Annotated in this window: 21 protein-coding genes and 2 tRNA genes; 10 read left to right on the top strand and 13 right to left on the bottom strand. The window is 56.0% G+C overall.

Going from position 1 to position 25307, the window contains the following annotated elements:
- Positions 1-18 precede the first annotated feature (18 nt).
- The gene (locus A3850_RS11590) at positions 19-1860 is read right to left on the bottom strand and encodes a M1 family metallopeptidase (protein WP_068216669.1); all 1842 of its coding nucleotides are present in this window, start codon (positions 1858-1860) and stop codon (positions 19-21) included.
- Between the two features lie 127 nt (positions 1861-1987).
- Positions 1988-3058 carry an ABC transporter substrate-binding protein gene (locus A3850_RS11585; RefSeq protein WP_068216668.1) on the bottom strand — a complete coding sequence of 357 codons (1071 nt, stop codon included), beginning with the start codon at positions 3056-3058 and terminating at the stop codon, positions 1988-1990.
- A gap of 197 nt (positions 3059-3255) precedes the next feature.
- Here A3850_RS11585 and A3850_RS11580 point away from each other — a divergent pair, with 197 nt between their 5' ends.
- The 6 genes from A3850_RS11580 (at position 3256) to A3850_RS11555 (ending at position 7697) form a co-directional block, all read left to right on the top strand.
- Positions 3256-3792, top strand: a complete 537-nt coding sequence (locus tag A3850_RS11580; protein WP_068216667.1) for an NADPH-dependent FMN reductase — start codon at positions 3256-3258, stop codon at positions 3790-3792.
- Positions 3793-3882: 90 nt separating this feature from the next.
- Positions 3883-6465 (top strand): type I DNA topoisomerase, encoded by a 2583-nt coding sequence (topA, locus tag A3850_RS11575; RefSeq protein ID WP_068216666.1) that lies wholly within the window; start codon positions 3883-3885, stop codon positions 6463-6465.
- A 41-nt stretch (positions 6466-6506) separates the two neighbouring features.
- Positions 6507-6845: a DUF3467 domain-containing protein gene (locus A3850_RS11570; RefSeq protein ID WP_068216664.1), complete on the top strand. Its 339-nt coding sequence runs from the start codon at positions 6507-6509 to the stop codon at positions 6843-6845.
- Positions 6846-7066: 221 nt separating this feature from the next.
- Positions 7067-7141: transfer RNA gene (locus A3850_RS11565), tRNA-Val, on the top strand.
- A 51-nt stretch (positions 7142-7192) separates the two neighbouring features.
- Positions 7193-7269: transfer RNA gene (locus A3850_RS11560), tRNA-Pro, on the top strand.
- Positions 7270-7403: 134 nt separating this feature from the next.
- Entirely contained in the window at positions 7404-7697 is a 294-nt protein-coding gene (locus tag A3850_RS11555; protein WP_157501079.1) for a hypothetical protein, read from the top strand.
- A gap of 588 nt (positions 7698-8285) precedes the next feature.
- On the opposite strand, the gene A3850_RS11550 is transcribed toward A3850_RS11555, so the two are convergent.
- From A3850_RS11550 to A3850_RS11510, 9 genes are all read right to left on the bottom strand, one after another.
- A complete protein-coding gene (locus A3850_RS11550; protein WP_068216661.1) occupies positions 8286-8681 on the bottom strand; it encodes an HNH endonuclease in 396 nt (131 codons plus the stop codon).
- A 310-nt stretch (positions 8682-8991) separates the two neighbouring features.
- A complete protein-coding gene (locus tag A3850_RS11545; RefSeq protein ID WP_068216659.1) occupies positions 8992-9525 on the bottom strand; it encodes a hypothetical protein in 534 nt (177 codons plus the stop codon).
- Positions 9522-11051 (bottom strand): hypothetical protein, encoded by a 1530-nt coding sequence (locus A3850_RS11540; RefSeq protein ID WP_068216657.1) that lies wholly within the window; start codon positions 11049-11051, stop codon positions 9522-9524. Before A3850_RS11540 ends, A3850_RS11545 begins: the two co-directional genes overlap by 4 nt.
- 119 nt (positions 11052-11170) lie before the next feature.
- Positions 11171-11500, bottom strand: a complete 330-nt coding sequence (locus A3850_RS11535) for a helix-turn-helix domain-containing protein (protein WP_068216655.1) — start codon at positions 11498-11500, stop codon at positions 11171-11173.
- 93 nt (positions 11501-11593) lie between these two features.
- Positions 11594-12604 (bottom strand): hypothetical protein, encoded by a 1011-nt coding sequence (locus A3850_RS11530; RefSeq protein WP_068216653.1) that lies wholly within the window; start codon positions 12602-12604, stop codon positions 11594-11596.
- Positions 12601-12810 (bottom strand): hypothetical protein, encoded by a 210-nt coding sequence (locus A3850_RS11525; protein WP_068216652.1) that lies wholly within the window; start codon positions 12808-12810, stop codon positions 12601-12603. The genes A3850_RS11530 and A3850_RS11525 overlap by 4 nt, the downstream gene beginning before the upstream one ends.
- Positions 12800-14170, bottom strand: a complete 1371-nt coding sequence (locus A3850_RS11520; protein WP_157501075.1) for a hypothetical protein — start codon at positions 14168-14170, stop codon at positions 12800-12802. Before A3850_RS11520 ends, A3850_RS11525 begins: the two co-directional genes overlap by 11 nt.
- Positions 14171-14399: 229 nt before the next feature.
- Positions 14400-14828: a hypothetical protein gene (locus tag A3850_RS11515; protein ID WP_068216648.1), complete on the bottom strand. Its 429-nt coding sequence runs from the start codon at positions 14826-14828 to the stop codon at positions 14400-14402.
- A gap of 120 nt (positions 14829-14948) precedes the next feature.
- The gene (locus A3850_RS11510) at positions 14949-16310 is read right to left on the bottom strand and encodes a site-specific integrase (RefSeq protein ID WP_068216646.1); all 1362 of its coding nucleotides are present in this window, start codon (positions 16308-16310) and stop codon (positions 14949-14951) included.
- A gap of 918 nt (positions 16311-17228) precedes the next feature.
- Here A3850_RS11510 and ruvB point away from each other — a divergent pair.
- Positions 17229-18257 (top strand): Holliday junction branch migration DNA helicase RuvB, encoded by a 1029-nt coding sequence (gene ruvB / locus A3850_RS11505; protein ID WP_068216644.1) that lies wholly within the window; start codon positions 17229-17231, stop codon positions 18255-18257.
- Between the two features lie 544 nt (positions 18258-18801).
- Here the strand turns inward: ruvB and A3850_RS11500 are convergent.
- Entirely contained in the window at positions 18802-21702 is a 2901-nt protein-coding gene (locus A3850_RS11500) for a TonB-dependent receptor (RefSeq protein WP_068219710.1), read from the bottom strand.
- Between the two features lie 138 nt (positions 21703-21840).
- Positions 21841-23550 (bottom strand): T9SS type A sorting domain-containing protein, encoded by a 1710-nt coding sequence (locus A3850_RS11495; protein ID WP_068216642.1) that lies wholly within the window; start codon positions 23548-23550, stop codon positions 21841-21843.
- Positions 23551-23899: 349 nt separating this feature from the next.
- Between A3850_RS11495 and A3850_RS11490 the strand changes: the two genes are divergently transcribed.
- From A3850_RS11490 to A3850_RS19545, 3 genes are all read left to right on the top strand, one after another.
- Positions 23900-24334 carry a DUF2147 domain-containing protein gene (locus tag A3850_RS11490; RefSeq protein ID WP_068216640.1) on the top strand — a complete coding sequence of 145 codons (435 nt, stop codon included), beginning with the start codon at positions 23900-23902 and terminating at the stop codon, positions 24332-24334.
- Positions 24335-24505: 171 nt separating this feature from the next.
- A complete protein-coding gene (locus A3850_RS11485) occupies positions 24506-24742 on the top strand; it encodes a hypothetical protein (RefSeq protein ID WP_068216638.1) in 237 nt (78 codons plus the stop codon).
- Entirely contained in the window at positions 24743-25237 is a 495-nt protein-coding gene (locus A3850_RS19545; RefSeq protein ID WP_076639945.1) for a metallophosphoesterase, read from the top strand. It begins immediately after the preceding gene.
- The last annotated feature ends 70 nt before the right edge of the window (positions 25238-25307 follow it).

Below are 25307 nucleotides of genomic sequence, written 5' to 3'. Positions count from 1 at the left end.
ACCGAAACAAAGTGGTAACTAGTCTTCCCAAACGTTATCCTCAATGTTGTCCTCGTAGAGGCGGCCAGTGGGGTTGATCTCCACCCGCTCGATGTCGCCCTTCGGGTAGTCGACGGTGAACTCGTAGGTAGGATGGGTCCAGGGCCAGTCCTTCAGGATGGTCCAGTCGTTGGCGTAGGCCGGCTGGGCCTTTTCACCACGCATAATTTGGGGGGCGGTGTAGTACCAGTGGGTGGAGCCGTCCTTCTTCGTCACCTTGATCTCGAGGGGCATCGGCATCCGGCCCACCTTTTCGAGTTGGATGATGGCCGTGTTGCCCTCACCATCGACGTCCTTCATTTTGTAGTCGGCGTAGTGGACGGAGTTGACCCAGTATTCCTTGTACCAATCCAATTCCAGGCCGCTACACTTTTCGGCGACGCGGATGAAATCGTTCGGGTTCGGGTGCTTGAAGCGCCAGTCGTGGTAGTAGCGGGCGAGCGTACACTCGAAGTCTTCTTCCCCGATGATGTAACGGAGTTGCTCCAGAAACACAGAGCCGTTGGTGTAAGAGCCAACTCCGTAGGCGGCGTTGGTTGCGAAGTGATCCGCGTGGGTGCTGAGGGGTTCCTGCAGGCCGGAGGTCCGGAATCCACGGAGACTGGCGTAGGTCCGCTCGTGGGGGTTGTCCACCGGTTCGGCACTGCCCAGTAGACCATTGCTTTTAAGATGATTCATGACTTCGGCGCTGGCCCAGCTGGTGAAGCCCTCGTCCATCCATGCGTAGAGGGTTTCGTTGGTGCCCATCATCGCTTGGTAGTAGCTGTGCATGAGTTCGTGGACGGAAACGCCGACCAGGCTCGGGAAGGACCGTTCACCGGTGATGAGGGTGGCCATGGAGTATTCCATACCACCGTCTCCGCCCTGGATGAAGCTGTACTGTTCGTAGGGGTAATCACCGTAATGCTCGTTGATGTAGGCGAAAGCTTCGTCCATTACGCGGGGCAGGTTCGTCCAGTTTTCGGTGGTCTTTTCGCCGGGCTGGTAGAAGAAGTGCATGTCCATGCCATCGGCACGGGTTACGACGTCGTGCTGGTAATCTGGGTCGGCGGCCCAGACGAAGTCACCTACGTTCGGGGCGATGAAGTTGTAGGTAATGCGGCGCGGGGTCCGGCGGGGCTCAGGGGCGTAACCTTTTCCAATCAGGTCGGGGTTTTGCAAGTAGCCGGTGGCCGCTACGGTGTAGTCCTTATTTACGGTGATGGACACGTTGAAGTCGCCCCAAACGCTGTAGAACTCGCGCCCGACGTAGGGGTTGGCGTGCCAGCCCTGGTAGTCGTATTCCGCCATTTTGGGGTACCACTGGGACATGCTGTATTCGATACCTTCCGCATTATCGCGGCCGGCCCGGCGAACCTGCAGAGGTACCTGCGCTTCCCAGTTCAGCTTAAAGGTGGTCTTGGCTCCGGGCATGATGGGCTGGGCCAGGTCCACTTCCAGGATGGTACCGACGGTTTCGTGCTTCACGGTTTGGCCGTCCTGGGTGAGGTTGCCAATTTTCATGTAGCCGATCTCCTCCGGTGTCAATTTGCTGATGCGCTCCCCCACCCGCTTATCGGCGTCCGCCAGGGTCAGGTTGCGCACGTCCATCATGCTACCGGGTTGGAAGGCATTGTAGTATAGGTGGTAGAAAACCCGGTGCAGCGTATCGGGAGAGTTATTGGTGTAGATCAAGGTCTGGTCGCCAGTATACTGGTTGGTCTTGACGTCGAGAAACACGCTCATGTTGTAATCTACCGCTTGCTGCCATCGGTCGGGTTGAGCCTGGGCTACTTGAACGGTAAATAAGGTCAGCAGTAAAAGACAAAGTGACTTATGCATTTGGTTGGGGTTGAATTGCGAGTTGGGAGTGGCGAGTTGCGAGTATCAAGTGGCGAGTATCGAGTGGCGAGTATCGAGTGGAAACACTTGCAACTTGCAACTATTCTACTTGCAACTCGCAACTTTCCTACTCGCTACTGACACCTGCTTCTCGATTAATAAGGCTCCACGCCAGGGGAAGGTTGTTTTCCAGCACTTCAACGACGGGCTTGCGGCCGATGACATCCCGGATACCGTATAAATATTCGTTGGACTCGGTGAAGGACTGGGTGGGGTATTCGAAGTAGGCGTCCGTGAGTTGGGTCTGGACGTTCTTTTCGTAGAGGTAGTCGATGAAGTTGAGGGCCATGACGCGGTTGGGCGCGGTGGCCGGTACCGTGATGCAGGTCATGTTCATGAAGTTGTCGTCCGTCGCCTGGGTGCGGGGGAGCTTTACGCGCCAGGCATCTCCCGCGGCGTAATGGGTTTGGTTGCCATTGAGGAACCACCGCATTACGGCGCCTGAGGAGACGAAGGCCATGTCTAACTCTCCGGCGAGCATCCGTTCGAGGACGTCGTAATCGTTCCCCTGCAATCCACCGGCAGCCTTATTGTAAATGCCTTGGGCCCAGAAATCCGCGGCCTGTTGGTTCAGAGTAGCGTTGAGCCCCGCGATCACGCCCGCCAATCCGGAAGAGTCGGGGTGGGCGGCGCCGAGGCGGATCCCCCGCAAGGGAGCTTCCAGGACGCCCCGGTAGGTAGAAGCTTCCTCGGCGGTGACGGCGTTCGGGTTGTAGACGGTGGCCATCGTCCAGCGCGTCAGGCCGGAATAGTAGCCTTCGTTATCCACGTAAGCGTCGGAGACCTCCCCCTGGGTGAAGGCGTTTACGAAGAAAGGTTGAAGGACGTCGAACCCACGCAAACGGGCGGCGTCTTCCAGCGTTGGGACCAGTACCACGTCCCCCTCCAACCCGGCACCTGCGGCAGCGCCCGCCATGATCTCGCGCATGGGTTTGATGACGACTTTTACGTCGATTCGCATCCGGTCTTCAAAGGCTTTGATGATGGCTGCATCCTGGGCCAGGTGGCGCCAGGTAACGACCGTCAGGCCTACGGGCCGCTCACCGGGAGTCGTCTTACTAGCAGGCTTCCGGTCGGATTTGCAGGAAACCAGGCAGAGGAGGATGGCCAACAGAGTGAAGCGAAGCGTGGTGAGCATTGGTGGTAGAACTTTGGCGTGCGAAGGTAGCGAAAAGCCAAAAGCCCACAACCGCACACGGTGGTTCTCCATTACTGCTGGCGGACCCCACCAACTAGCGGGAACTCAGGGTATCACTATAGAAAGACTTGGCCCACCACCGTTCACCGCTAATTAAGGATGGTATACCTTTGCCCACCCAAAACCCACCACCCCCTATGATCACCGTAATTTCCGGAACCAACCGTAAGGATAGTGTGACCCTGGCGTACGCTCAGCATTACGTGGAGGCGCTGCGCGCTGCGGGTGAAGGAGCACAATTGTTGGACCTCAGTGAAGTATCCCTCGCTGGCTTGCAACGGGAAATGTACTCGCCTGACACCATGGACGCTGCATGGCGTACGCTACAAGAGACCTATATATTAGGTGCTCAAAAGATGGTCTTTATTTCTCCGGAATACAATGGAAGCTACCCCGGCGTACTAAAGCTTTTTATTGACGGCATTAGCGTGAATAATTACAAGCAAAACTTCAGTGGTAAGATCGTCGCGTTGGTGGGCATTTCCTCCGGCCGGGCGGGTAATTTACGGGGGATGGACCACCTCGGCGACTGCCTCGCCCACATGGGTGCCTGGGTGCTTCCGAACCGAACGCCGGTCAGCCTGGCGGACCAGCATTTGGAGGACCGAATCCTCACCGATGCCCCCACCGTTGAGGAGCTAAAAAAACAAATCCAACAACTTATTACCGCGTAATTCCGTACTCTTACCGCCCCTAACGGAACAGCACGGCAACAAAAACGCCCCCATTTACCGACCTTATTTCTAGATCCCACACATCATCTCATGGCAAAAAACTTACTGATCGTCGAGTCCCCGGCGAAAGCAAAAACGATTGAAAAAATACTGGGTAAGGACTTCACCGTACAGAGTTCCTTCGGCCACATTCGCGATCTGGATAAGGGAGATGGCGCCGTGGACATTGCCCGCGGATTCAAGCCTAAATACGTCGTCTCCCCGGATAAGCGCAAGCAAGTCCAGAAGCTTAAAACAGCCATGAACAAGGCTGATACCGTTTGGCTCGCGACGGATGAAGACCGCGAAGGGGAAGCCATTTCCTGGCACCTTTGCGAAGTCCTAAAACTACCGGTGGACACCACGAAACGAATCGTATTCCGGGAGATCACCCCTCCCGCCATCAAGGCCGCGATCAGTAATCCCCGATTGGTGGACATCAACCTCGTCAACGCCCAGCAGGCGCGGCGAATTCTGGACCGCCTCGTGGGTTACGAACTCTCGGGCGTACTCTGGAAGAAGGTAAAATTTGGTCTGAGCGCCGGCCGCGTGCAGTCCGTCACCGTAAAACTCGTCGTCGAGCGGGAGCGGGAGATCATGGACTTCACGGCCGAACCTTTCTTCCGCGTCAACGCCATCTTCGACGTCCGCAACGAGCAGGGCCGCACGGTAAAACTCAAGGCCGAAAGCCCTACCCGTTACAATGACCGGGAGGGAGCCGAGAAATTCCTCAGCCAGTGCGCCGGAGCGGACTTTTCCATCAAGAACATTGACGTCAAGCCCACCAAACGTCGCCCCGCCGCGCCGTTTACGACGTCCACCCTCCAACAGGAGGCCAGCCGGAAGCTCTACATGAACCCGGAGAACACGATGCGGGCCGCTCAGCGCCTGTACGAAGCCGGTCTCATTACCTACATGCGTACCGATAGTATCAGCCTTTCAGAAACGGCAATGACCGCCATTGAAAAGGAGATCAAGTCCGCCTTCGGCAATAACTACAGCCAGCCGCGACGCCACAAGAGTAAAAAGAAGGACGCGCAAGAGGCCCACGAAGCCATTCGCCCCACTTACATCGATCGCCACACCGTGAACGTGGGCGACCGTTACGAACAACGCCTCTATGAACTCATCTGGAAGCGCACCATCGCCAGCCAGATGTCGGACGCGCAGTTGGAGAAAACTACCGTTGAGATTGGCGTTTCCACCGTTCCCGACGCCAAGCTGAAGGCGCAGGGTGAAGTCCTCAAGTTTGACGGCTTCCTCAAGGTTTACCTGGAGGGGCAGGACGACGACGATGATGATAAGGACGACTCCGGCATCCTCCCTCCCCTTTCCGTCGGCCAACCACTACCGTTGGCGGAGATGACGGCGACCCAGCGCTTTACGCGCCCGCCGAGCCGTTACACCCAGGCTAGCCTCATCAAGAAGTTGGAGGAGTTAGGCATTGGCCGCCCTTCCACCTACGCTCCGACGGTAAGTAAGATCATGGACCCCAAGCGCGGGTACGTCACCAGCGAAACCCGGGAGGGTACCGAGCGCAAGTACGAGGTGATGACCCTGAAGAATGGTACCGTCAGCTCCGAGACCAAGACGGAAATGACGGGCGCGGTCAAGAACCGCCTCTTCGCCTCCGACATGGGGATGGCCATCTCGGATTTCCTCGACCAAAACTTCGAGGAAGTGATGAACTACGACTTTACCGCCGAGGTGGAGGAGAAGTTTGACCGCATCGCCGAAGGCCGCGTGACCTGGACGCAGATGCTCTCCGATTTCTACCACCCCTTCCACGAAAAGGTGGAGGACACGACGGAGAACGCCGAACGCGTATCCGGAGAACGCATATTGGGCCAGCACCCCGAAACGGGCCGGACCGTATTAGTACGTCTCAGCCGAAATGGCCCCGTTATCCAACTGGGTTCACCCGATGAGTTATTGCCCGACGAAAAGCCGCGCTACGCCAACCTCCCCCTGGGAATGAGCATGGAGCAGATCGACCTGGAAACGGCGCTGCCGCTCTTCACCCTGCCCAAAGTGCTGGGTGAGATCGACGGCCAGGAAACCGCCGTTGGGATTGGCCGTTACGGACCGTACGTCCGTTGGGGCGAGACCTTCGTCAGCCTCGAAAAAGGGGAAGACCCGCATAGCGTCGACCTTAACCGCGCCAAGGAATTGGTCGCAGCTAAAAAGAAAGCGGACGCTCCGGTGATGACCTTCCAGGAACTTCCCGTACAGCGGGGTTCCGGCCGTTTCGGCCCCTTCCTGAAGTGGAATGGCATGTTCATCAACATCCCCAAACGTTACAATCCGGACAACCTGAGTAAGGACGACATGGTCGAACTGATCCAGGCCAAGATTGAGAAGGAGGCCAACCGCTACATCCAGCGCTTCCCCGAAGAGAAAATCGACGTGGAGCAAGGGCGCTGGGGGCCATTCATCCGCTTTAAAAAGAAGAGCATCAAGATTCCCAAGAATAAGAAAGGGGAACGGATGACGCGCGAAGAAGCCGCTGAGCTGCCGCTGGAGAAGATCAAGAAATTGATCACTGCGGAAATGCCAACGGCTTTCAAGACCAAGAAGAAGGCGGCTCCCAAAAAGAAGGCCCCCGCAAAGAAGAAAGCCGCACCAAAAAAGTAGCGTTCTGCTTTAACATCTACCATCAATAAAATATAGCCAACATGGCCGACGAGAAGAAACCAGCTCAGCCCCAGAACCAACTCAACATTGAACTGCCCGAGGACATTGCCGAAGGCGTGTACAGCAACCTGGCCATCATTGCGCACAGTAACAGTGAATTCGTGGTCGACTTCGTCCGCATCGTACCCAACGCCCCCAAGGCCAAGGTGAAGAGCCGGGTGATCTTGACGCCGGAACACGCTAAACGCTTAGTCTCCGCGCTTGCGGACAACATCAAGAAGTACGAAGCGCAGTTCGGAAGCATATCCTCCAAAAAGGGTGGCAACGATAACGGCCCTCAGTTCCCGCCCATGAGTTTTACGCCAACGGCACAAGCCTAAAATTAAGTTCATCCTAAGCGAGTAGCCTACACTGATCAAGTACATGAGGCCTACGACTGGCCGTAGCAAATCTTTCCGGAAAATCTACCGGATTGTTTTTCAGTTTACGGCCCCGGTGTATATTTGCAGCCGCTTAGGAAGGATGATGATGAAACCTTCTTTCCCCCCGAAGCAACTTTCCCGAATGCGGGGGACATTTCAGGGTACAAAAAGCGCCTTTTGGTCGATTAGCTCAGTTGGTTTAGAGCGTTGCATTGACATTGCAGAGGTCACTGGTTCGAGCCCAGTATCGACCACCTCCCCTCCCCCACGATCTGTGCTTCGGCGTAGATCAAATTACATCCAATCGGGATGTGGCGCAGCCCGGTAGCGCACACGCCTGGGGGGCGTGGGGCCGCAGGTTCGAATCCTGTCATCCCGACCACTTGTTTAGCGTAAGCCCTTAACTATCAACTAGTTAGGGGCTTCGCTTTTCAGATTGGGGGCGTAATTGGGGGCGAACTCTGCATTTTGAGCGTAAAACCGGCCCCGGCACGGGCTTTGTCATCATTCCCAACTATGGCTACTAGACTAATACTAATGGCATCGATTGCGGCGGCGCTGGTCAGTTGCTCCGGTAGTGGTCAAAACTTGGCACCAAACGCTACGGCGGGCGGCTTTGAACCTTCGCCCTATTATGACCCCTCAACCGATACGGTGCGCGCTGCGGTCATCCGGTTAGACTACCTAGCCAAAGCCACGGTGGACGATTGGCAAACGGGGCGGATGAACCTAACCGAACGTGAACGGACCTTAGACAGCTTGCGCGCGCTAATGGATGAACTAGCCCCGCAGCTACCCCCCGCAGGATAGCGTACTACTTAACCGGCTGCGGCGGCGGTGGCAAATCGAGCTTTAGCCGGTGCCTTTTTTATATGTAGTTTTCTGTAGTTCATTGTTCGCCCCAAAGGTTTGAAAACAACCACCGCCACGGGTGGCCTCCGGTCCTTTCATTGCTCCCAAAACAACCAAACGCGGCCCCGCCATACATTAACATTTCTTAACATCGGGGATAGCCTCCGGTCCTTTTATGGCTGTGGAAACAATAGCAGTTAGTAATACAAACTTGCTTTGTCCGCAGGTCTTAACAGCGCCCCAACTTTCCTTTTTAAAGCGTGGTCGATTTCGTCAACTTGCTTTTAAAGGCTGCTGTAATTTCTGTAATCTTTTCCCAAGAGTAGCTCCAACTTTTTTCGCTTCAAAATTTCCGTTGTTATTCACGCGGTTAGGGCTGCGAAGTTTGAAACGTACTTCGGCAAAGAACCAAAGGGGGCATGGGGGAGGTACCCGGCGCGGGGTCATCTTGCAGAAAAAGACTATTCGCCGGGCTTTCACTCCTTAGCGGTTACGGCTGCGGCGGGGCTAGAATCATTTGATTTCCAAATGAAGTTTGGCGGGCGGTCAGCTGCGGCGCGGCTCCAACTTATCCAGCACGGCGGCGCGGTCCGCAGGTAGTAGGCCGTCCAAACCTTGCACGGTTGACGTTACGTAGCCCCGTAGTTCGTACGCTCGCTTACGGTTGTGGTGACGGTGGCAAAGGGGCATAAAGTTGTCCACTTCGTACGGACTGCCTCCGGCGCTTATAGGTACCACGTGGTCCGTTACTGCGGCCGGTTCCAGTTCGTCAACGTGCGCGCAAGCCTCACACAAAGGATTGGCGGCGCGGTATCGCTTTGTAGTACTTCGCCACCGTTGGCAGTTGTAGAACTTGGCGGCCTCCATTTGCGCCGGGCTACGCTTGCGGGGGGCGGGGGCGGGTAGGTAGGCGGGGCGTTTGGGTTTGGGTAGGTTAGGCATACTGTAAGATACGGCGCGCGCGGGCGTTGGGGGCGGGCTGGCTACCTTAGGTTTTCTTAGGTTTTGAGGCTTAACCAAAGTCCGGGTGCGTCAGGATCTGCGGCGGCGCTGGTCATCGCTTTACGGGTGAACGTGCAAACTGACCCTGCATACTGGTAAGGGGTGAACTTGTAGTAATAGACGGCGGCGGCGCTTTGATAAACTTTGAATAATCAAACCCCTACGGCTACGCTCAAACGACTTTAAGCCCGCACCCGGCACGGTTGCACGGGTGAAGGTGGATAAGGGCCGCAGGGGGCTACATATGGGACTAGGTGGTCGGCGCGGGGTGGCCTTCGTCATCAGTAAAGAACCTACGGGCGCGGGCGTAGGCGTTGGGGTGCGGTAACGGGGGCAACTGGCTAACTTGTTGTAGGGTCAGTTTGAAAATTACTTGCATTAGCTGCAAGCTAAAGTAAACCTTATCCCCGTCCGGGCGGGCGTGGGGGGCTAGGTCTCTTAGTAGCGCACCGTAGGCGCGGCGTTCGTACTGGTCAATCCAAACGATATAGACGGGCAGTTTATACCATTCTGCAAATTCGGTGTAGCTGGTCAGGTCGGCGGCGTCTATTCCATTTTCGGCGGATGCGTACCGGCGGGGGTATGTCTTGACCTCAACCGCTGTTACTCTGCCGGTGAACGGACTTAGTAGTACGTTATCGACGGGGTGCGCTCCGGTAAATGCAGGGCCGTACGGTAGGTATCCCCGATCAATAAACCAACGGGCGGCTATCCTTTCCCCGGCCGTCCCTTTTTGGGTGGTCGGTAGCTCAATAAACCGGGGCCGTTGGTTGGGCGCGCTCATAGTCTAGGTGCGGGGGGTAATACTGCTAGACTATCCGGCGGGCGGTGAACGGCGGGCAACCTCCGGCGGGCTACGTATTGACGGCCTAAATAGTGGTCTAAGTCATGTTCGGCGGTAATGGCACGTGCTAGCAGGATGGGCGCTGCGGGGGCTATTGCTGCGGCTACTGCAGGCGCTGCGGTGGCGGTCATCCACTCCGTAAGGATTGCGGTTACTTCGTCATCATTTACCCCACAACCGGCGGCGGATAGCTTGCGGGCTAGCCTGCGGATGCGGCGCGGATCCGTTAGGGCGGCGGTGGTCATCGTTTGCAGCTCCGGCCGGGTGGCGGCGGCTAAGTAGTCACCGGGGCGGCTATCTGCGGTTAGCTTGCGGATTGCTTGTTTAGCTCCATAGGTGGCGGTACTCTTACGGGCGCGGGGGCGCGGCGCTTTGGTAGTAACCGGCGTTGGGGGGTCCGTGGCGCTTAATCCATTTTGCGCACGGTAGGCGGCATCTATGGCGGGCCAATTAAAGAACGGCACCACGGCACCGGCGCGGCCGGGGTACTTAAACGTAAACCCGGCTTCGGTTTGTTGGCGAAGGATAGATAGACGGGCTAGCGGGTCTAACAGCGTCCGCAGGGTAACGGGCTTTCCTTGGTAGCGTAATGCTTTGGCGGCTTTGGCCTTTAGGTTCCATTCTAATCGCATTAGCTCGCTTACGTCCTCCGGGGCTACTACGTTGGCAGCTACTGCGGCGCGTCCTTGGTATTGCTTGTTTTCACGGTTTAAGCGTTTGCCCTTACCGTAAACGGTGGCGTACTTGGCAGACGTTGAACTACCAATGCTTATTTGGTTCCGGTCGTTTCCTTTAATCCCCCACGTGCGGCCGTTCTTACGCACTAGTCCGGCGGTATGGATGAACCCAACGGCACCGCTAAGGGCTACGGCGTCGGCGGCTATTTCGTAATGGCTCAACCCGTCGGCGGTGGCTTGCAGGGCGTCCAATAATTCCACGCCTAACGGTACGGCTTTGCCGGTGTAGTTCAACCGGTTTGCCATAGTGTACCAAACGCGGCGGCCGGTCCCTTTGCGGGGGTGGCTCATTAGCGTCGCTACGGGGTCGCTTTGGTTCTTGTGGTGTACGTCGTACAACCTCCGACAAATCCCGGCACCGTAGCCCGCAGGTACCAACGTGAACGGCCCTAACGTCAATGCTTCGGCGTAGTCGGCGGATAGTAGCGGATGCGGCACCGTACGGCCTCCGGGGGCGTCTACTTCGGCTTGCAGGTCGGCCCAAACCTTTAACCGGTCATCGTGAACGGATAGCCGGTTTATAACCGGTTGACCAAACTTACCAATACTAAAGGGGGGTAGACTTTCGGGGGCGTCATCTACTGCGGCTTCATCATCAGTTGCGGCGGTGGATGGGGACGGCTGCGGCGGCGGTTGCTGGTAATGGTCCGGCGGCGGATCCGTTAGATATTCTAAGGTAGACGGCCCCCGCAGATTGTACGGGTGGCCGTCATAGCATAAATTTGCCATGCGTTAGGGTTCGCCCTACTTGCGTTTGATGGGGTCGGGTGATTAAGTTTGGACGCTTAACCCGGCCCCGCTTTACAAGCTAGACAGATGAACGGCCCCGCACTATTACGGGGCCTTTTTTATTGAGCTAGCCGGGCTAGTTCTCTTACTTCGTCACGCTTCAACCGCGTTTGGCTGCGGCCTACTTTGTACTTTGTTAGCATACCGTCCCGTACGTAGCCGTCCAACGTCGCCACGCCTACCCGTAGCAGGGCGGCGGCTTCTTTGCGGGTCAACAGCTCCGGTAATACTGCGGCACCGTTAGGGGCGGTCTTAGCGCCCTTGGCAGCTGCGGCGGTGGCGCGGTTCATGGCGTCGGTAACGGTATCTGTAATCAGTTGCCGCAGCTCATTAACCGGCATAGTGACAACATCGATGCGGACGGGTACGGGGGTAAATGGCTTGTTCATAATTGGGGTAGTCTTGCAATTTTGTACCGTAAAGGTGCGGGCTAGTTTTTGTCCCTCAATCGGGGGACGGGGGGACATTTTCGGGGGACATTTTTAGACGGTGGCAACATTTCGCCGGACGGCCGCTAAATAGGCTTTGTTAATCGGTCGGCCTTCGTCGCGTAATTCGTTGACAACTAGCGTTATATCTGCGGCGCTAAACTCGTGGGGGCGCGCTTTCCAATCTGAATACCTGCGGCGTACATTTTCAGACGTTCGGGGGGTTCCATCTTGCAGGGGGACAACTTTAGCGGCGGCGGCGTAGTGCGGCTTACGCTTTCCGCCCTCCGGTATTGCTAGTAATTCTTTGAGTAGTTGCAGGTAAAGCGGGCGCGGCGGCGGATCATCTTCAACGGCGGCGGCGGTGGCTAGCTCCGGGCTATCTGCGGTTAGCTTTTCTAGCCATTTGTAGTAAAAGTAGACGGCTAATGCATCACCCTCAACCCAACAATCTAAGGTTATACAGATACGTCTAGTTTCCCCCGGTTCAGGGTCGTAAGTATGGTCTTCTATGTCTACTTCGTACGGTAGGTAATCAGAACCTTCCCCTTCAACAATCGCGTCAATAACTATACTTGCAAAGCGATTGTGGCCGGGCGTTGCTTTTGGTTCCGGCATCTCTTTTGGTTCCCATGGCAATCCTTCAACCCATTGAAAGTAGCGGGGGCCGTTATCTATGTAGTCTAGACTTCCGCCGCACTGCATACAAGCAAAGTCCGTGAAAGACTTATCAAACGACGCCTTGTAGTAGGTTGTGCGCTCCCTATCTAATAACATTTGCCGCTCCATTGAGCCCCGCCAACGTCGCAAAAAATTTGTACGGTATAGCCCCACAATAGCGTAGATATACACTTTAGCTTCATCAATTAAGTCTAGCTTATCAATTAGGCTAGCTACCCAAATGGGTTCTTTGGCGTCATCGCTAGCGTTTGTCTCCTCAATCATTCGTGTAAGTATTGCAGTTTTCAAACGGGCCGCACGGGTGGCGGCGTCGGCTACAAAAATACCTACTACGGCGGCGGCGTAGGCGGCACGGTAACGGCTGCAAATATGGGGGGCGGTCATTGCTTCATGGCTTTGGTAAACATCCGTATGGCGGCGGCGCTGCGGGCTTGCAGACGTTCGGCGTATTGCAGCATTTCGGGGGTACTGGTCCGGGCGGCGGTGGCGCGGGCGTAGGCATCCCAAAACCGGGCGGTACGGTGGTGGCGTCGAGTAATTCCGGCGGCGTAGGTACGCGGCGTTACTGGCTTTGTTGTTCTACTTTCCACGGCTGCGGTTTTTGTGGTTTGGGTTGTACTCTATTCCATTATGGCGGGCGGCGTGGTAGGCTTTGCGGCATCCCTCACTACAATACTTTTGCCACGTCGTACGCGGTTCATAGGTGGCGGCGCAATGATTGCAAACGGCGGTTTTTCCTGCGGGCTTTGCGTCATCAGTAACGGCCGGGGCGGGGTCGGTAACGGATTGCGTTAACGCTTGCGCCGTTGGACCTTCGTCGGATGCGTCCGGGGCGGGCTTAGGGGGCGGCGTGAAGCCAATGACGCGGCGGGCATGGTCAGCACTAGCGGCCGGGGCTTTGGCGGTCTTGGCGGGCTTTATTTTGCGCCGCGTCCCTTTACTTGTTTGCGCCGTCATCGATGCGGCCGGGCGGCTCCACACAACCGGGGCGGCTACGGGTTCGGGGGCGTCTACGGTGGCGCGCTCCAACCGGTGTACCATACCGTACCAAACGCGGGCGGTGGCGGCGCTTACGGCACCTAGCAGGGCGGCGGCGGGGGCGGGTTCAAAATCGTACGCACCCGGTTCTACTTGCTCACTAATTCCGGCCCCGGCGAAGTGTAGTTCACGGATTGAGACGCAAAGCACAAAAACCGTTAGGCATAGTAGGGTGAAATACGCAAGCCCGCCACCGTATCCAGTAACGCGGGCGGCGGCATCAGTCCGGGCGGCGGCGTTGGCTTCGTCCACTCCGGCACGGGCGCGGCGGCGGTCGGCATCGATGCGGGCGGCGGTGGCGCGGTGGTCAGCTCTTAGGGCGGCTATGGCTTCGGCGCGGGCCGTTTGTAGTTCGGCTAGCTTGCGGTCCTTTGCCGTGCTTACATCGCTTATTTGGATGCGTACGCGGCCCTTAGCGGTGCGATAGCTGCGGCCGGTCCGGTCTTCCTTATCGATTAAGCCCCGTAGTTGGGTATCCAGTTGCCGCAGGTCGGCGGCGGCGGCGGTTGTGGTGGCCTCCATTAAGTCAGCATAGCGGGCGCGGGTGGCGGCTACGTCATCAGTCAGGGCGGCGGCGGCGGCGGTGGATGCGGCGGCGGCTTCGTCATCGGTTGCCGTACTGGTCAGCACCACGGGGGTCGGGGCTACGCTTTCCACTAGTAAACCGGACCCTTTGAAACTTAGGGCGGCGGATGCGGCTAACAGTCCTACGGCTACGGTCAGCACAAACGCGGTTATAATTCCATCCCAACCGGTGAACCGCCGCAGGATAACGGCACGGGCGGCGAAGGGGGCAAACTTGCGCAAACCTAGCTCCAAGAACAAAGTACCAACGGCCGCGCCAAACATTGCGGCGGGGGTGGCGGCATCCGGCCAAAGGGGGTAGATTGAGCCGTAAATAACAGCGTACAAAATACCTATTTCGGTTAGGGCGCTTACTACTTGCGCTAAGTAACCTAGCTTGCTTAGGGTCGGTACTAAGCTAGCGTACCGGGTGTAAAATTCCTGCGGTTGTCCGGGTTTGGGGACGTTATAAAAAACCTTCATCTTTGGGGCGTTACTTTTTGAGTAATAGCCCCGCCCTTTAGTCAGCTTCCGACGGCTTGACGCTAAAGGTGCGGGGCGTTTTTGTTTTTGGTCGTTACTGGTCAGCTGCGGCGGTTTGCGGGCTGGCTTCGCTTACTTGGCACGCTAGTTCTTCGGCGCTTTCGGCTAGCTTTTCCACTAGGTCCGGGCGTCCGCTTTGTAGCACCTCTAAAACGTCTCTTAGGGTACTCACACAATCGAGGACGTGCGACGTACGGCCACGCTCCGGGTTCGCCATAATCTTGCTTACTGAATGCATTACGGCGGCGTTGGCGCTTAGTAGGTAGTATTCCAGTTGGTAACGGACATTGGCGGCGGCATCTTCGCGCTCAATCGCTAGTAGGTCGGCATAGGGGTATTCCCCGTTTGGTTCCGTTGGTAGGGTGTAATGCCGATAGTAGGCATTTTCATAATTCCGCAGCCGGTGCGCTGCAAGTTGCCACGGGGTATACGCGGTGGCGGTAATGGTTTGGGTAGTAGCCATTTGGGTAAAGTTTGTGGCCGTGCGGCCGGGTTAACTACTCAAAGGCCGTACCTTGGCGCTTTAAGTATTGCAATTTTGAGCGGCGGCACCTATCCGGTAGCGCGCCGCTTTTTTGTTGGTCTAAGCTATCCGCATTTCAGCTTTAGCAAATGCGGCGTCTAGTGCGCGCCGTTGTTCTAAGGCTAGTTCTTCCGCCCCGCGCACGTCGTACCCGTCTAGCTCGGTTAGGGTCTTGTGGCCGGTCATCTTCTGTATTTCGTTGTCCGGCATCCGTAGGGTACGAAGCATACCAACGGCGGTACGGCGGGCGGCGTGGCTGCTCATCATTTGCCAAAGGGGGACAACTTCGCCCGCGTCATCTTGATGCTCCCCGTCACGGTAAACGGTGAACGTAGCTTCGGGTATAGCCATTTGCCCAACCTCCTTTAGATAGTCGTTAAACTTGGCGGGGCTAATGGTCGGCGGGTTGAACTCACCACCACCAACGTACCCGTACTTTTCCAGCACCGGCACGGCCCAACTCATAACGGCACCGGCGGCGGGTTTACCGGTCTTGCGCTGGCTTTGGATGAAATAACGGTAGCCCCCACCGGGTAAGGCCGTGAAGTTGGCCGGGGTCAATTTGCTGTAATCGCTCCAACGTTGGGCGGTGGCTATTCCAATTAGAAACAAATCCCGCACCCGATCTAATCGGGGTTCATCGGTGAAGTCATACAACCGCAGGGCGTCAAATTCCGCGCGGTTCAATGACGGTTGGGGTAGCTTGCGAAAACTAACTTTCGTCCAACGTTTGAACCGGTTGCCGTAGGTCATCAATCCCCGGTCATCCGCACGGGTAGCAATTGAACGTAGGGTAATCATTACCTTATGAACGGTGCGGCGGCTATGGTCCTTAGAACGGTATAACCAACGCTTTAACCCATCTATAAATAGTTCGTCCACTTCGTCAAACGCCACCGCGCCACCGTGCCGCAGGTCGGCGTACTCGCGTAGTAGGTTGACGTGATTGTTTAAGACTTTCCACGTGCCGCGTTTAATGCTGGTACTTTGCTTGCGGTGGTCCCTTACGCTTTCGGCAAACCGGACAAAGCCGGATGCGTCTAACTGGTCAGCTGCGGCACCGGGGCGGGCTAGGTGGCCAACGCGGTACGATAGCTCCAACCGCAGTTTGTCCGGGTTGTAGTTTTCCAGTCCGGCGGCGGTATCCAGTTGCCATTCTCTATATAATTCTAGGTATTGGCGCTCAAAACCGTCTAACCGTTCTTTGAGTAGTTGCAGCTGGTAGGCGGTGCCTTTACTGCGGCTACCAATGATAGGGCGGCGGGTAGTAGTATTCCAGTCGGCCGGGTGGATGCGTTCGCCGGTTTGCCACTTTACGCGGCGGCGGTTTACGTAGGTAACTAAAACTATGGGGGTGGCGCTTTTGGCTTTCGCTTCTTTGAGCTGAAAACGTACGCGCGCCGTATGGCGGTAGTAAGGCATGGTTTTGTAAGTATTGCACCACAAAGATAGGCGGGGGCGCAATTGGGGGCGGTTTTCGGGCTATCAATTTTTAGGCACCAACGCGGCCAAACCCGTAAACCGTTATTTCATAAGGGGTTGAGCGGGTAAATTATTTTGAACGGCCCGCCGCAGGTTCTTAGGGGTTGAATCCTGTCATCCCGACTACTTCAGCCCTGTTTGCTCTCGCAAACAGGGCTTTGTATTTCCTACCATTTTGGCTCGCAGGTTTGAGCACGAAGTACGCGACTTTAGGAGCCATCCTGTTATCCCAACCATCTCAGCCCTGTCTGCTCTCGCAAACAGGGCTTTGTATTTCCTACCATTTGGGCTCGCAGGTTTGAGCACGAAGTACGCGACTTTAGGAGCCATCCTGTCATCCCAACCATCTCAGCCCTGTCTGCTCTCGCAAACAGGGCTTTGTATTTTCTACCATTTTGGCTCGCAGGTTTGAGCACGAAGTATGCGACTTTAGGAGCCATCCTGTTATCCCAACCATCTCAGCCCTGTCTGCTCTCGCAAACAGGGCTTTGTATTTCCTACCATTTGGGCTCGCAGGTTTGAGCACGAAGTACGCGACCCTCGATATTTTACTCGTTATTGGATCTTTGTAGTCCTCTCCCCCGGCCCCTCTCCAAAGGAGAGGGGGGACGTTACATAGGTTGAAAAGGGATAAATAATTTCGTACCAAAGTCTATTGTGATTCCGCTACGCTACCTAAATTATAAGATAGCTACAAGTATTACCGCGTGTTTGGCGCTGCCGCAGGTGCCGGGAGATGGGCAAGAAGACGAGACCGGCCTAATGCAAAGGGACGATCCGTCGGGCCCAGGACCGACCGATAAACCACAAAAAGTGTTATCTATAAAAATATAAATAACAAGTGTATCTTGGCCGCGTATGAACGAACACCTTGACCCTACGGCAGATAATCTGCAACCGGAGGATAATAGCATGGAGAAGGCCCTACGGCCGGATTCACTCGATGACTTCAGTGGGCAACCCAAGATCGTAGAAAATCTCAAGATCTTTATTCAGGCCGCTGTGGAACGGGGAGATAGCCTCGACCACGTACTGCTGCACGGGCCTCCCGGATTGGGAAAGACGACGCTCTCCCACATAGTAGCCAACGAGTTGGGTGCGGAGTTGAAAATGACGAGTGGCCCCGTACTGGAAAAAGCCGGTGACTTGGCGGGCCTCCTCACTAACCTCAACGAGGGTGACGTGCTTTTCATTGATGAGATTCACCGCCTGAACAATGTCGTGGAGGAATACCTCTACTCCGCCATGGAGGATTACCGGATCGATATCATGATCGACAGCGGCCCTAACGCTCGCTCCGTACAGATCGGCCTCGAACCCTTCACATTGGTGGGTGCCACGACCAGAATGGGACTACTGACAGCTCCAATGCGGGCCCGTTTCGGCATCAATTGTTTACTGGATTACTACGACATCCCCACCCTCGTAAAGATCATTAAGCGAAGCTGTAAAATCATGAATGTACCGGTCACCCCGGACGGTGCACAGGAGATCGCCCGCCGGAGCAGGGGTACGCCGCGAATCGCCAACGCCCTCCTCCGCCGGATTCGGGATTTTGCCCAGATCAAAGGCAACGGCACCATCGATAAAGCCATCGCGGACTACGGGCTAACGGCTTTGAACGTAGACGAAGGCGGCCTCGATGAAATGGATAACAAAATCCTCGATGCCATCATCAATAAATTCAAGGGTGGCCCGGTTGGCGTATCCACCATCGCCACGGCGGTGGGTGAAGACTCCGGAACGATCGAAGAAGTCCACGAGCCCTTCCTCATCATGGAAGGATACTTACAACGGACACCACGAGGTCGGATTGCTACTGAAAAGGCTTATAACCACATTGGTGCCACGCCGCCGGGTACGGTGGGGACTTTGTTTGAGTTTTAGAAGGGCCGGACGCTTGCAGGACCTCCTGCGTCGGACGCTACAAGGACCTATTATAGCTGTAAGCCTCAGCTCCTCGTAGCGTCGATTATGTTGTAGCGCAGCGGAAACAAAATCGTCCTGCGAGCGTGCGGTCAAAAACACGGCCGGACGCTTGCAGGACCTCCTGCGTCGGACGCTACAAGGACCTACTGAGTAGTAACCCTCAGCTCCTCGTAGCGTCGATTCTGGTGTAGCGCAGCGGAGATAGAATCGTCCTGCGAGCGTGCGGTCAAAAACACGGCCGGACGCTTGCAGGACCTCCTGCGTCGGACGCTACAAGGACCTACTAAAATTGTAACCCTCAGCTCCTCGTAGCGTGGAATCTATTGTAGCTCAGCGGAAATAGATTTCTCCTGCGAGCGTGCGGTCACCAACAAGAAAAAGCGCCACCCACAAACCGTGAGTGGCGCCGAAAGGATTACAAAGTAATCTAGTGCAAAACGTTTTAGGTGATTAGAGATCTCCCCTTCCGTGAAAGAGGAGATCTTCCTATTCGTGGAAGGACTTAGAGTCCGTAGCTGACCCCGAGGCTTACTTCGCGGCCGCGGTCGTAGCGGCTGAAGATGTACTCGCTGTTGTTGAACTCAGAGAAGCGCTCGTAAGCGGGGTTCAGCAGGTTGCGGCCCCGGAGCGTAAGCTTGAAGTTGCCCAATTTCTTACCGACGCTGAAGTCGAGCGTACCGCGGCCGCGCTCGAAGATGTCGGGAGAACCGACAGCACCGATAGAAGCCAAGCGGTCGCCGAAGTAGTTGAAGGCGATGACGGCATCCCAGGGGGATTCGTCCTGGCTCTGGTAGCTCAGGTTCACGTTAGCGATGAAGGGTGACTGGCCGTTGAACTGGCGCTCCGCTTCGAAATCAGGATCAACCGTCTGGCCAATCTCCACCTCCCGGGCGTCGATGGACTGCTGAGATTGGATGAAGGAGAAGTTAGAACTGAAAGTGAGATTTTCCAGCGCGGACGTAAAGGAACCAAGGTTCTTCCGCAGCTCCAACTCGATACCGTAAAGGTCTGCCGTCTCGCTGTTCGTCCAGGTAAACTGTTGCTCACCCGCCTGGCGGAAAGTCACAACGATTGGATTACGGAACTTCTTGTAGAAGGCGGAGATGGCAATCACCTCACCGGCCTTGGGGAAGAGTTCGTAGCGGATATCGTAGTTATCGATGCTCGTCAACTGCAGATCGGGGTTACCGAAAACGGGTGGCTCACCGATGAAGCCGAAGCTACCAAAGGGTGCAATCTCCCGCATGTTAGGGCGGGCAATCGTCTGGGTGAAACTGGCGCGCAGGTTGCTGGAGAGGCCACCGTTCTCACCATCACCAATCTTGTACACCAAGTTCAGGGCGGGGAGGAAAGAGGTCGTATCAATGTTAGCGATGAAGTCCTCGGGGTTAGTGGAAACTTCTGCTTTGTCGGAGATGACGTCGATGGCCGTTCCTTCCATGCGGAGGCCGGCAATTACTTTCAGGCGCTTCGTTACTTCGTAGGTACCCATCAGGTAGCCAGCGTAGATGTCGGATGAGCCCACGTAGCTGTTCGCCTGGTTGGTCGCATCGATGGCGTAGAGGCCGAAGAAATTGTTGCCGCGATCGTCCGTATTCAGCAGGCCAAGATTGTCGGAACCAAAGTAGACAGCAGGGTCGGAATTTGCTTCGTTGAAGTCGATACCCCGGCTACGGGCATACTGGTAAGAAGTCTCGTTGAAGTCTCTGTCCTTCGTGTTATACAGGCCACCAAACTTGATGGCATTGCCACGGCTTTTGGATTGCAGGAAAGGAATCGTAATGTCCAGCTTACCCTGGTAGCTATCGTCCGTCAGGTCACGGAAGAAGCGGCTGGGAAGCGTGATCTCGGATTGGTTGATCTGAGAAGATCCCCCCTGAGTTACGTAGGCGAGGAAGCGGATGTCCGGTTCGTTCTGTACGGAGTTGACCACATTACCGGCCCACTCAATCTTGGTGTTACCGAGGCCTTTAAGTACGTGGCTACCTTCGGCAACGTAGGAGGTGAGTGCCCGCTCAGTAAAGGAGGAAGTATTACTCTGGAAGAAGTTCTCTTGGTTGCCGGCCACACCGAAATCATCGTTGGCACCACGGAGGCTACGGCCTTCGATGAAAGCCTGGTGAGAGTAAATGCTGTAAAGGTTGATGGTGGATGCATTGCTGGGGCGCAAGCTTACGCCGAGCATGCCACCGATTTTGGGGCTCTCAACGCTCTTCTGGTCGCGAAGATCAAAGTTGCGGATCAGCTGATCGTTACCGGGGCTGGCGAAGAAGTTGGCGCGGGTACCATCCTGAAAGCTGTAGTCGCGAGAGTAGCTGGCCGTAGCAAACACACCTACCGGCATGGTACCGATCTGGAACTGATTGCCAATGTTGGCGCTGAAGCTGTAATCCAGCGGTGAAGTATTGTTGGTCTGGGTAAAACCGTTCGGCGCGAAGGCACGAGTGGTTTCGTCAAGCAGCGCAGCTGCATCATCGTTTCTCCGAGCTTCACTTACGGCGGACTGACCGGTGATGAACAGTTCCTCGCGGCGAGGGTCATCCAAGATCGCTGGGCGGTCCAGCGTACCGTCGTTGAATCCGAGCCAGGACTTATCACCAGCATCGTAGGTGAGGAAGTCGCTCTGGAAGTTGCTCAACGTATTGTAGCTCGTGGAAGCGGAGACGCCCCAAGTGAAACGCTCGGGCAGTGCCTTGAGCTTGATGTTGACGCTACCGCCGGTGAAGTCACCGGGCAGATCGGGCGTAAAAGTTTTGCTGGCTACGATGTTGTCCAGCAGGTTGGTAGGGATGAGGTCGAGTTGAGCCGCGTTACGGTAAGGATCGACGGAAGGCAAGCGGAGGCCATTTACGGTAGTGGCCGAGTAACGATCACCGAGGCCGCGTACGTAAACGTACTTACCGTCGACGATGGTCGTACCGGTTACTTTGGACATGGCGGCGGCGGCGTTGCCGGCACCGAGGCGGCTCATCTCCTGGCTGGAGATGACGTCCTGCACCTTATCGCTATTCTGGCGGAGGCGGAGAACGGCAACGTCACCCCGCTCGAGGGCTTTGGCGCTGACCGTTACGTCGAGGTCCAGATCGACGCCCGTATCACCGTTAAAAGAGAGGTCCAGGACCGTGGTTTCGTTAGCCGCTACGACGACGCCCTCAGTGACGAGGTCGGCGTAACCTACGTAGGTAGCGACGATGGTGTAGGTTCCGGGATCAACCTGGAACTGAAATTTACCTTCGATGAAGTCCGTCTGCGCACCGATGGTGGTGCCCTGAATAACAACGTTGGCACCGAGAACGGGGAAGCCATCTTCATCGAGGACGGTACCGGAGATGGCACCCTGCTGGCCGTAAGCCAGGGTTCCGACGGTCAGCATGACCACCAGGAGGAGGAAAGATCTTAACATTAGAAAATTGATTTGCACTAGAAAATAAAAGTTCAGGTAGGTGGCCCGCGGCGGGGCCGGTAGCGTTTTGGAAAAGGCCGCCACCGAAAGCAATTCTCTAAATGGCTTTGCGGTGGCGGCCCGGTCCGGGCGGGTCAATTAGTGGCGAACCACCAGTTTCTGCATGAGGCGGGAGTTACCGGCGTTGACGACAACGACGTAGTTACCAGCGGGCAGGTTAGCGACGGAGACGATCCGGGAATTTGCACCAGCTGCGAACTCATCACGGTACTGGGCTACCGGGCGGCCGAGGATGTCGACAATGGTGGTAGTTACGGTAGCGGCGCGAGGCAGCTCGAAGTTGATAGCGGTAATACCGCTAGCGGGGTTAGGCACGGGGGCATCGAGGATGAAACCCTGGCTTTCTACCTGGCCGACGCCGGTTACGTTGAGCATACCCTGGGTAGCGGAGATCTCGGTCCAATCCGTGAGCCAGCTGGCGTTGTCATCGCCGTTGCCAGGAGCGAAAGCACCGATGTAATCCTGGGCTTCAAAGCCAGCGGGAACAGTCGTACCTTCTCCAGCGTCGGCGGCGGGGCTACCGAATCCGGGGCGGTAGTCGTACATATCGTTGTCGCGGTCATCTCCGTTGAAGCGTGGGTCGACGACTTGGTTGCCATCGGTCATCATTTTCGTCACGAAGTTGGGTGTGTTGTCCGAGTTGATCTCTTCGTTCTCGTTAACTACTAGGAAAATGGAAGAGAAGCCGGTGCCGCGGCCAAAGTTGAAGAACTGGTTATTCACGAATTTTAGGTCACCGGCAAGCATGCGCTGGTAGCTATCGTTAGCCGTTTCGTCGGCCCGGTCTTCGATGGCTACGGCGGCGCCGTTGAAGTTGGCAAAGATGGAATTAGCGTAAAGGCCGGCTGCGTTATCGCGGAAGAGAATACCGAAAGCCAGTGCGTCAGCGGCGTCACCTTCGGAAGCGGAGGTGCTCTCCCCTACCCCAATGTAAGTGGCATTGTAAATGGTTGGCTTAGAGAAAGGAGCCTGGCCGTCAGGGCTGGCGCCATCGTGCTCACCGGCGCGGCCGGTGCTGAAGTTGTTTTCCTGGAGGCTGAACCAGTACTGGCCACCACCGCGCCAGCCGAAATCGTAGTCGTAAGCGTCGTCACCGCAGAAGGCGACGGCAGCGTGGTCAACCTTTACCGTACCACCGAAGAATTCGATGCCGTCGTCGAGGTTACCGTACACCTCCACGTAGTCGATGGTCGTGCCGGAACCAACACCACCGAGGGTGAGGCCGTTAATCTCGTTGTTCGGGCTCAGTGCGGAACCACCGTAGCGGATGGATACGTAGGTAAGGGTACCGGAATTGTCGTTATCGTTGTCTCCGCCGAACTTGGCTGAGTCGTTACCGGCGTCGATGCCTTCGATGCCGTCTTCGCCACCGGGGCGAGCGATGGTCGCGTTGCCAAGGATGATGAGGCCACCCCACTGTCCGCGGTCGAATTCGATGTCCATATCGAAGTCATCTGACAAGTCATCACGCTCAGCGGTGAATACGATAGGCGCTTCGGCGGTGCCCTCAGCGAAGATTTGCGCGCCGCGGGCAATGATAAGAGCGGAGGTGTTGTCCCCAGTAGTGATTTGCGATTGGCGAGATCCTTTAATCACCGTACCGGCGGGAATGTTAAGGACACCACCAGCTTCCAGAAAGACGAGGCCATCCAGAATGTAGGTTGTGTTGGCATCCCAGTTATAGGTTTGGCCGCCGACGAGGTCCGCATCCGTGACGCGAACCGTTTGAGCGGAGAGGGCCGTGCCCAGAAGAAGGAGGAATACGAAAAAGGTAAGTTTTGGCTGCATGGGTAGCGTTGGCTGATTTCTACCGCAAAGGTCAGCACGACTGGTTAGGGCATTTTTAGCTTACTGTTAATTCTAGGTTAGGTTCTTCGTGTGGAGTTTACACTAAGTTATTGGTGAGTCGCTATTGGGTTAGACGTACTGTAGTCTACAGTCTGTAGTCTACAGTCTGTAGTCTGTAGTTTACAGTCTTCGGACCACAGAATCCAGCTAAGATGTTAGAATGACATCCACTCTAATATCTAAAATCTAGCTTCTAAAGTCCCTACCAAAATATCATTCAGACCAATTTCTAAACCGGCACGTACCAATTCACATTCATGATTCGTTATCCAACCGCAAAGCTATCCTCATGAGATCATCGTTACTCTTTACCCTGTTCCTGTCCTTATTTAGCACCTGCGTCAGCGCCCAAATGAATAGCCCGGAGGGGATGTGGGAAACGGTGGATGAGGATACCGGCGAGGCAAAATCCGTCATCCAGATCTACGCGAACGGAAACAAATTCGATGGCAAAGTGGCCAAAATCCTGACTGGAAACGACGACGCCGTGTGTACGGAATGCACCGGCAAACTGAAGGGTAAACCCATCCTCGGGCTCCAGATCATCAGCGGGATTGCAAAGGATGGCGAAGAGTGGAACGGCGGCACCATCCTCGACCCCCAGAAAGGTGCCGAATACCGACTCGTGGTTTGGTACGACGGTGACCCGGACGTGCTCTACGTGCGCGGCAAGCACTGGACGGGGCTTTACCGGACACAGACTTGGCGGCGGCAGAAGTCTTAGCGAGTCGCGAGTCGCGAGTCGCGAGTTGCGAGTTGCGAGTTGCGAGTTGCGAGTTGCGAGTTGCGAGTTGCGAAAATTGAAAATTTTACCTGAGATTAGTTTTTCTCAACACTATAAAAACGAAACCGCCCTTCGGGGTATCAACCATATACTATAGTCTAAATCATCGACATGCAGCAAACCTCTACTCAATTTGACATGATCGCCTATTTGTACGGCGAAGCTACCCCCGCCCAGGTCCGGGCCACCGAAAATGCCATCGCCGCCGACCCGGTCGTCCGCAGAGAACTGACGGAACTCGTCGAAGCGCAGGCATCCTTACCCAAAGTAGCCTTCAGCGCGCCCCGGCGGCTGATGCGGGCGCTGAGGAACTACGCTTCCGGGCCGGACCTCCAACTGTCGCTTTAATTGAAGCGAATCGGATTACTCTCCGACACCCACTCCTACCTCGACCCCAAGGTTTTTGAATATTTCGAAGACTGCGATGAGATCTGGCACGGTGGGGACGTCGGCGATGCCTCCCTGCTCGACGAGTTGGAGGCCTTCAGACCCCTGCGCGGCGTCTACGGCAACATTGACGACCAGACCGTGCGCGGCCGCTTGCCCCTCAATCTCTCCTTCGAGATCGAGGGGCTTTCGGTATTGATGACCCACATCGGCGGTTATCCCGGCCGGTACACCCCGCGCGTCCGGAAGCTGCTGGACGAGCAACAACCGGGCCTCTACATCTGCGGCCACAGCCACATCCTTAAAGTGATGATGGATAAGAAAAGGCAGTGCCTGCACATCAATCCGGGAGCGTGCGGCAAACATGGTTTCCATCGGGTGCGGACGGTTGTTCGTTTCTCGATTGAGGAGGGAAGGGTGTTTGATCTGGAGGTGGTGGAGTTGGGGAGTAGATAGTCTGTAGTCTTCAGTCTGCAGTCTGTAGTCTTCAGTCTGTAGTCTGTAGTCTTCAGTCCTCGGGTTCGGT

Origin of the sequence: Lewinella sp. 4G2 (assembly GCF_001625015.1) — a bacterium.
Lineage (GTDB): Bacteria > Bacteroidota > Bacteroidia > Chitinophagales > Saprospiraceae > Neolewinella.
Note: the sequence above shows the minus strand (reverse complement) of the source record. Positions and strands in the feature narration are given on the sequence as shown.

Coding starts and splice junctions, on each gene's coding strand:
- A3850_RS11585 (WP_068216668.1), bottom strand. CDS start 3,058: ATGCTCACCACGCTTCGCTTCACTCTGTTGGCCATCCTCCTCTGCCTG.
- A3850_RS11590 (WP_068216669.1), bottom strand. CDS start 1,860: ATGCATAAGTCACTTTGTCTTTTACTGCTGACCTTATTTACCGTTCAA.
- A3850_RS11530 (WP_068216653.1), bottom strand. CDS start 12,604: ATGACCGCCCCCCATATTTGCAGCCGTTACCGTGCCGCCTACGCCGCC.
- A3850_RS11485 (WP_068216638.1), top strand. CDS start 24,506: ATGCAGCAAACCTCTACTCAATTTGACATGATCGCCTATTTGTACGGC.
- A3850_RS11510 (WP_068216646.1), bottom strand. CDS start 16,310: ATGCCTTACTACCGCCATACGGCGCGCGTACGTTTTCAGCTCAAAGAA.
- A3850_RS11550 (WP_068216661.1), bottom strand. CDS start 8,681: ATGCCTAACCTACCCAAACCCAAACGCCCCGCCTACCTACCCGCCCCC.
- A3850_RS11535 (WP_068216655.1), bottom strand. CDS start 11,500: ATGAACAAGCCATTTACCCCCGTACCCGTCCGCATCGATGTTGTCACT.
- A3850_RS11580 (WP_068216667.1), top strand. CDS start 3,256: ATGATCACCGTAATTTCCGGAACCAACCGTAAGGATAGTGTGACCCTG.
- A3850_RS11555 (WP_157501079.1), top strand. CDS start 7,404: ATGGCTACTAGACTAATACTAATGGCATCGATTGCGGCGGCGCTGGTC.
- A3850_RS11545 (WP_068216659.1), bottom strand. CDS start 9,525: ATGAGCGCGCCCAACCAACGGCCCCGGTTTATTGAGCTACCGACCACC.
- topA (WP_068216666.1), top strand. CDS start 3,883: ATGGCAAAAAACTTACTGATCGTCGAGTCCCCGGCGAAAGCAAAAACG.
- A3850_RS11495 (WP_068216642.1), bottom strand. CDS start 23,550: ATGCAGCCAAAACTTACCTTTTTCGTATTCCTCCTTCTTCTGGGCACG.
- A3850_RS11490 (WP_068216640.1), top strand. CDS start 23,900: ATGAGATCATCGTTACTCTTTACCCTGTTCCTGTCCTTATTTAGCACC.
- A3850_RS11570 (WP_068216664.1), top strand. CDS start 6,507: ATGGCCGACGAGAAGAAACCAGCTCAGCCCCAGAACCAACTCAACATT.
- A3850_RS11515 (WP_068216648.1), bottom strand. CDS start 14,828: ATGGCTACTACCCAAACCATTACCGCCACCGCGTATACCCCGTGGCAA.
- ruvB (WP_068216644.1), top strand. CDS start 17,229: ATGAACGAACACCTTGACCCTACGGCAGATAATCTGCAACCGGAGGAT.
- A3850_RS11500 (WP_068219710.1), bottom strand. CDS start 21,702: ATGTTAAGATCTTTCCTCCTCCTGGTGGTCATGCTGACCGTCGGAACC.
- A3850_RS11540 (WP_068216657.1), bottom strand. CDS start 11,051: ATGGCAAATTTATGCTATGACGGCCACCCGTACAATCTGCGGGGGCCG.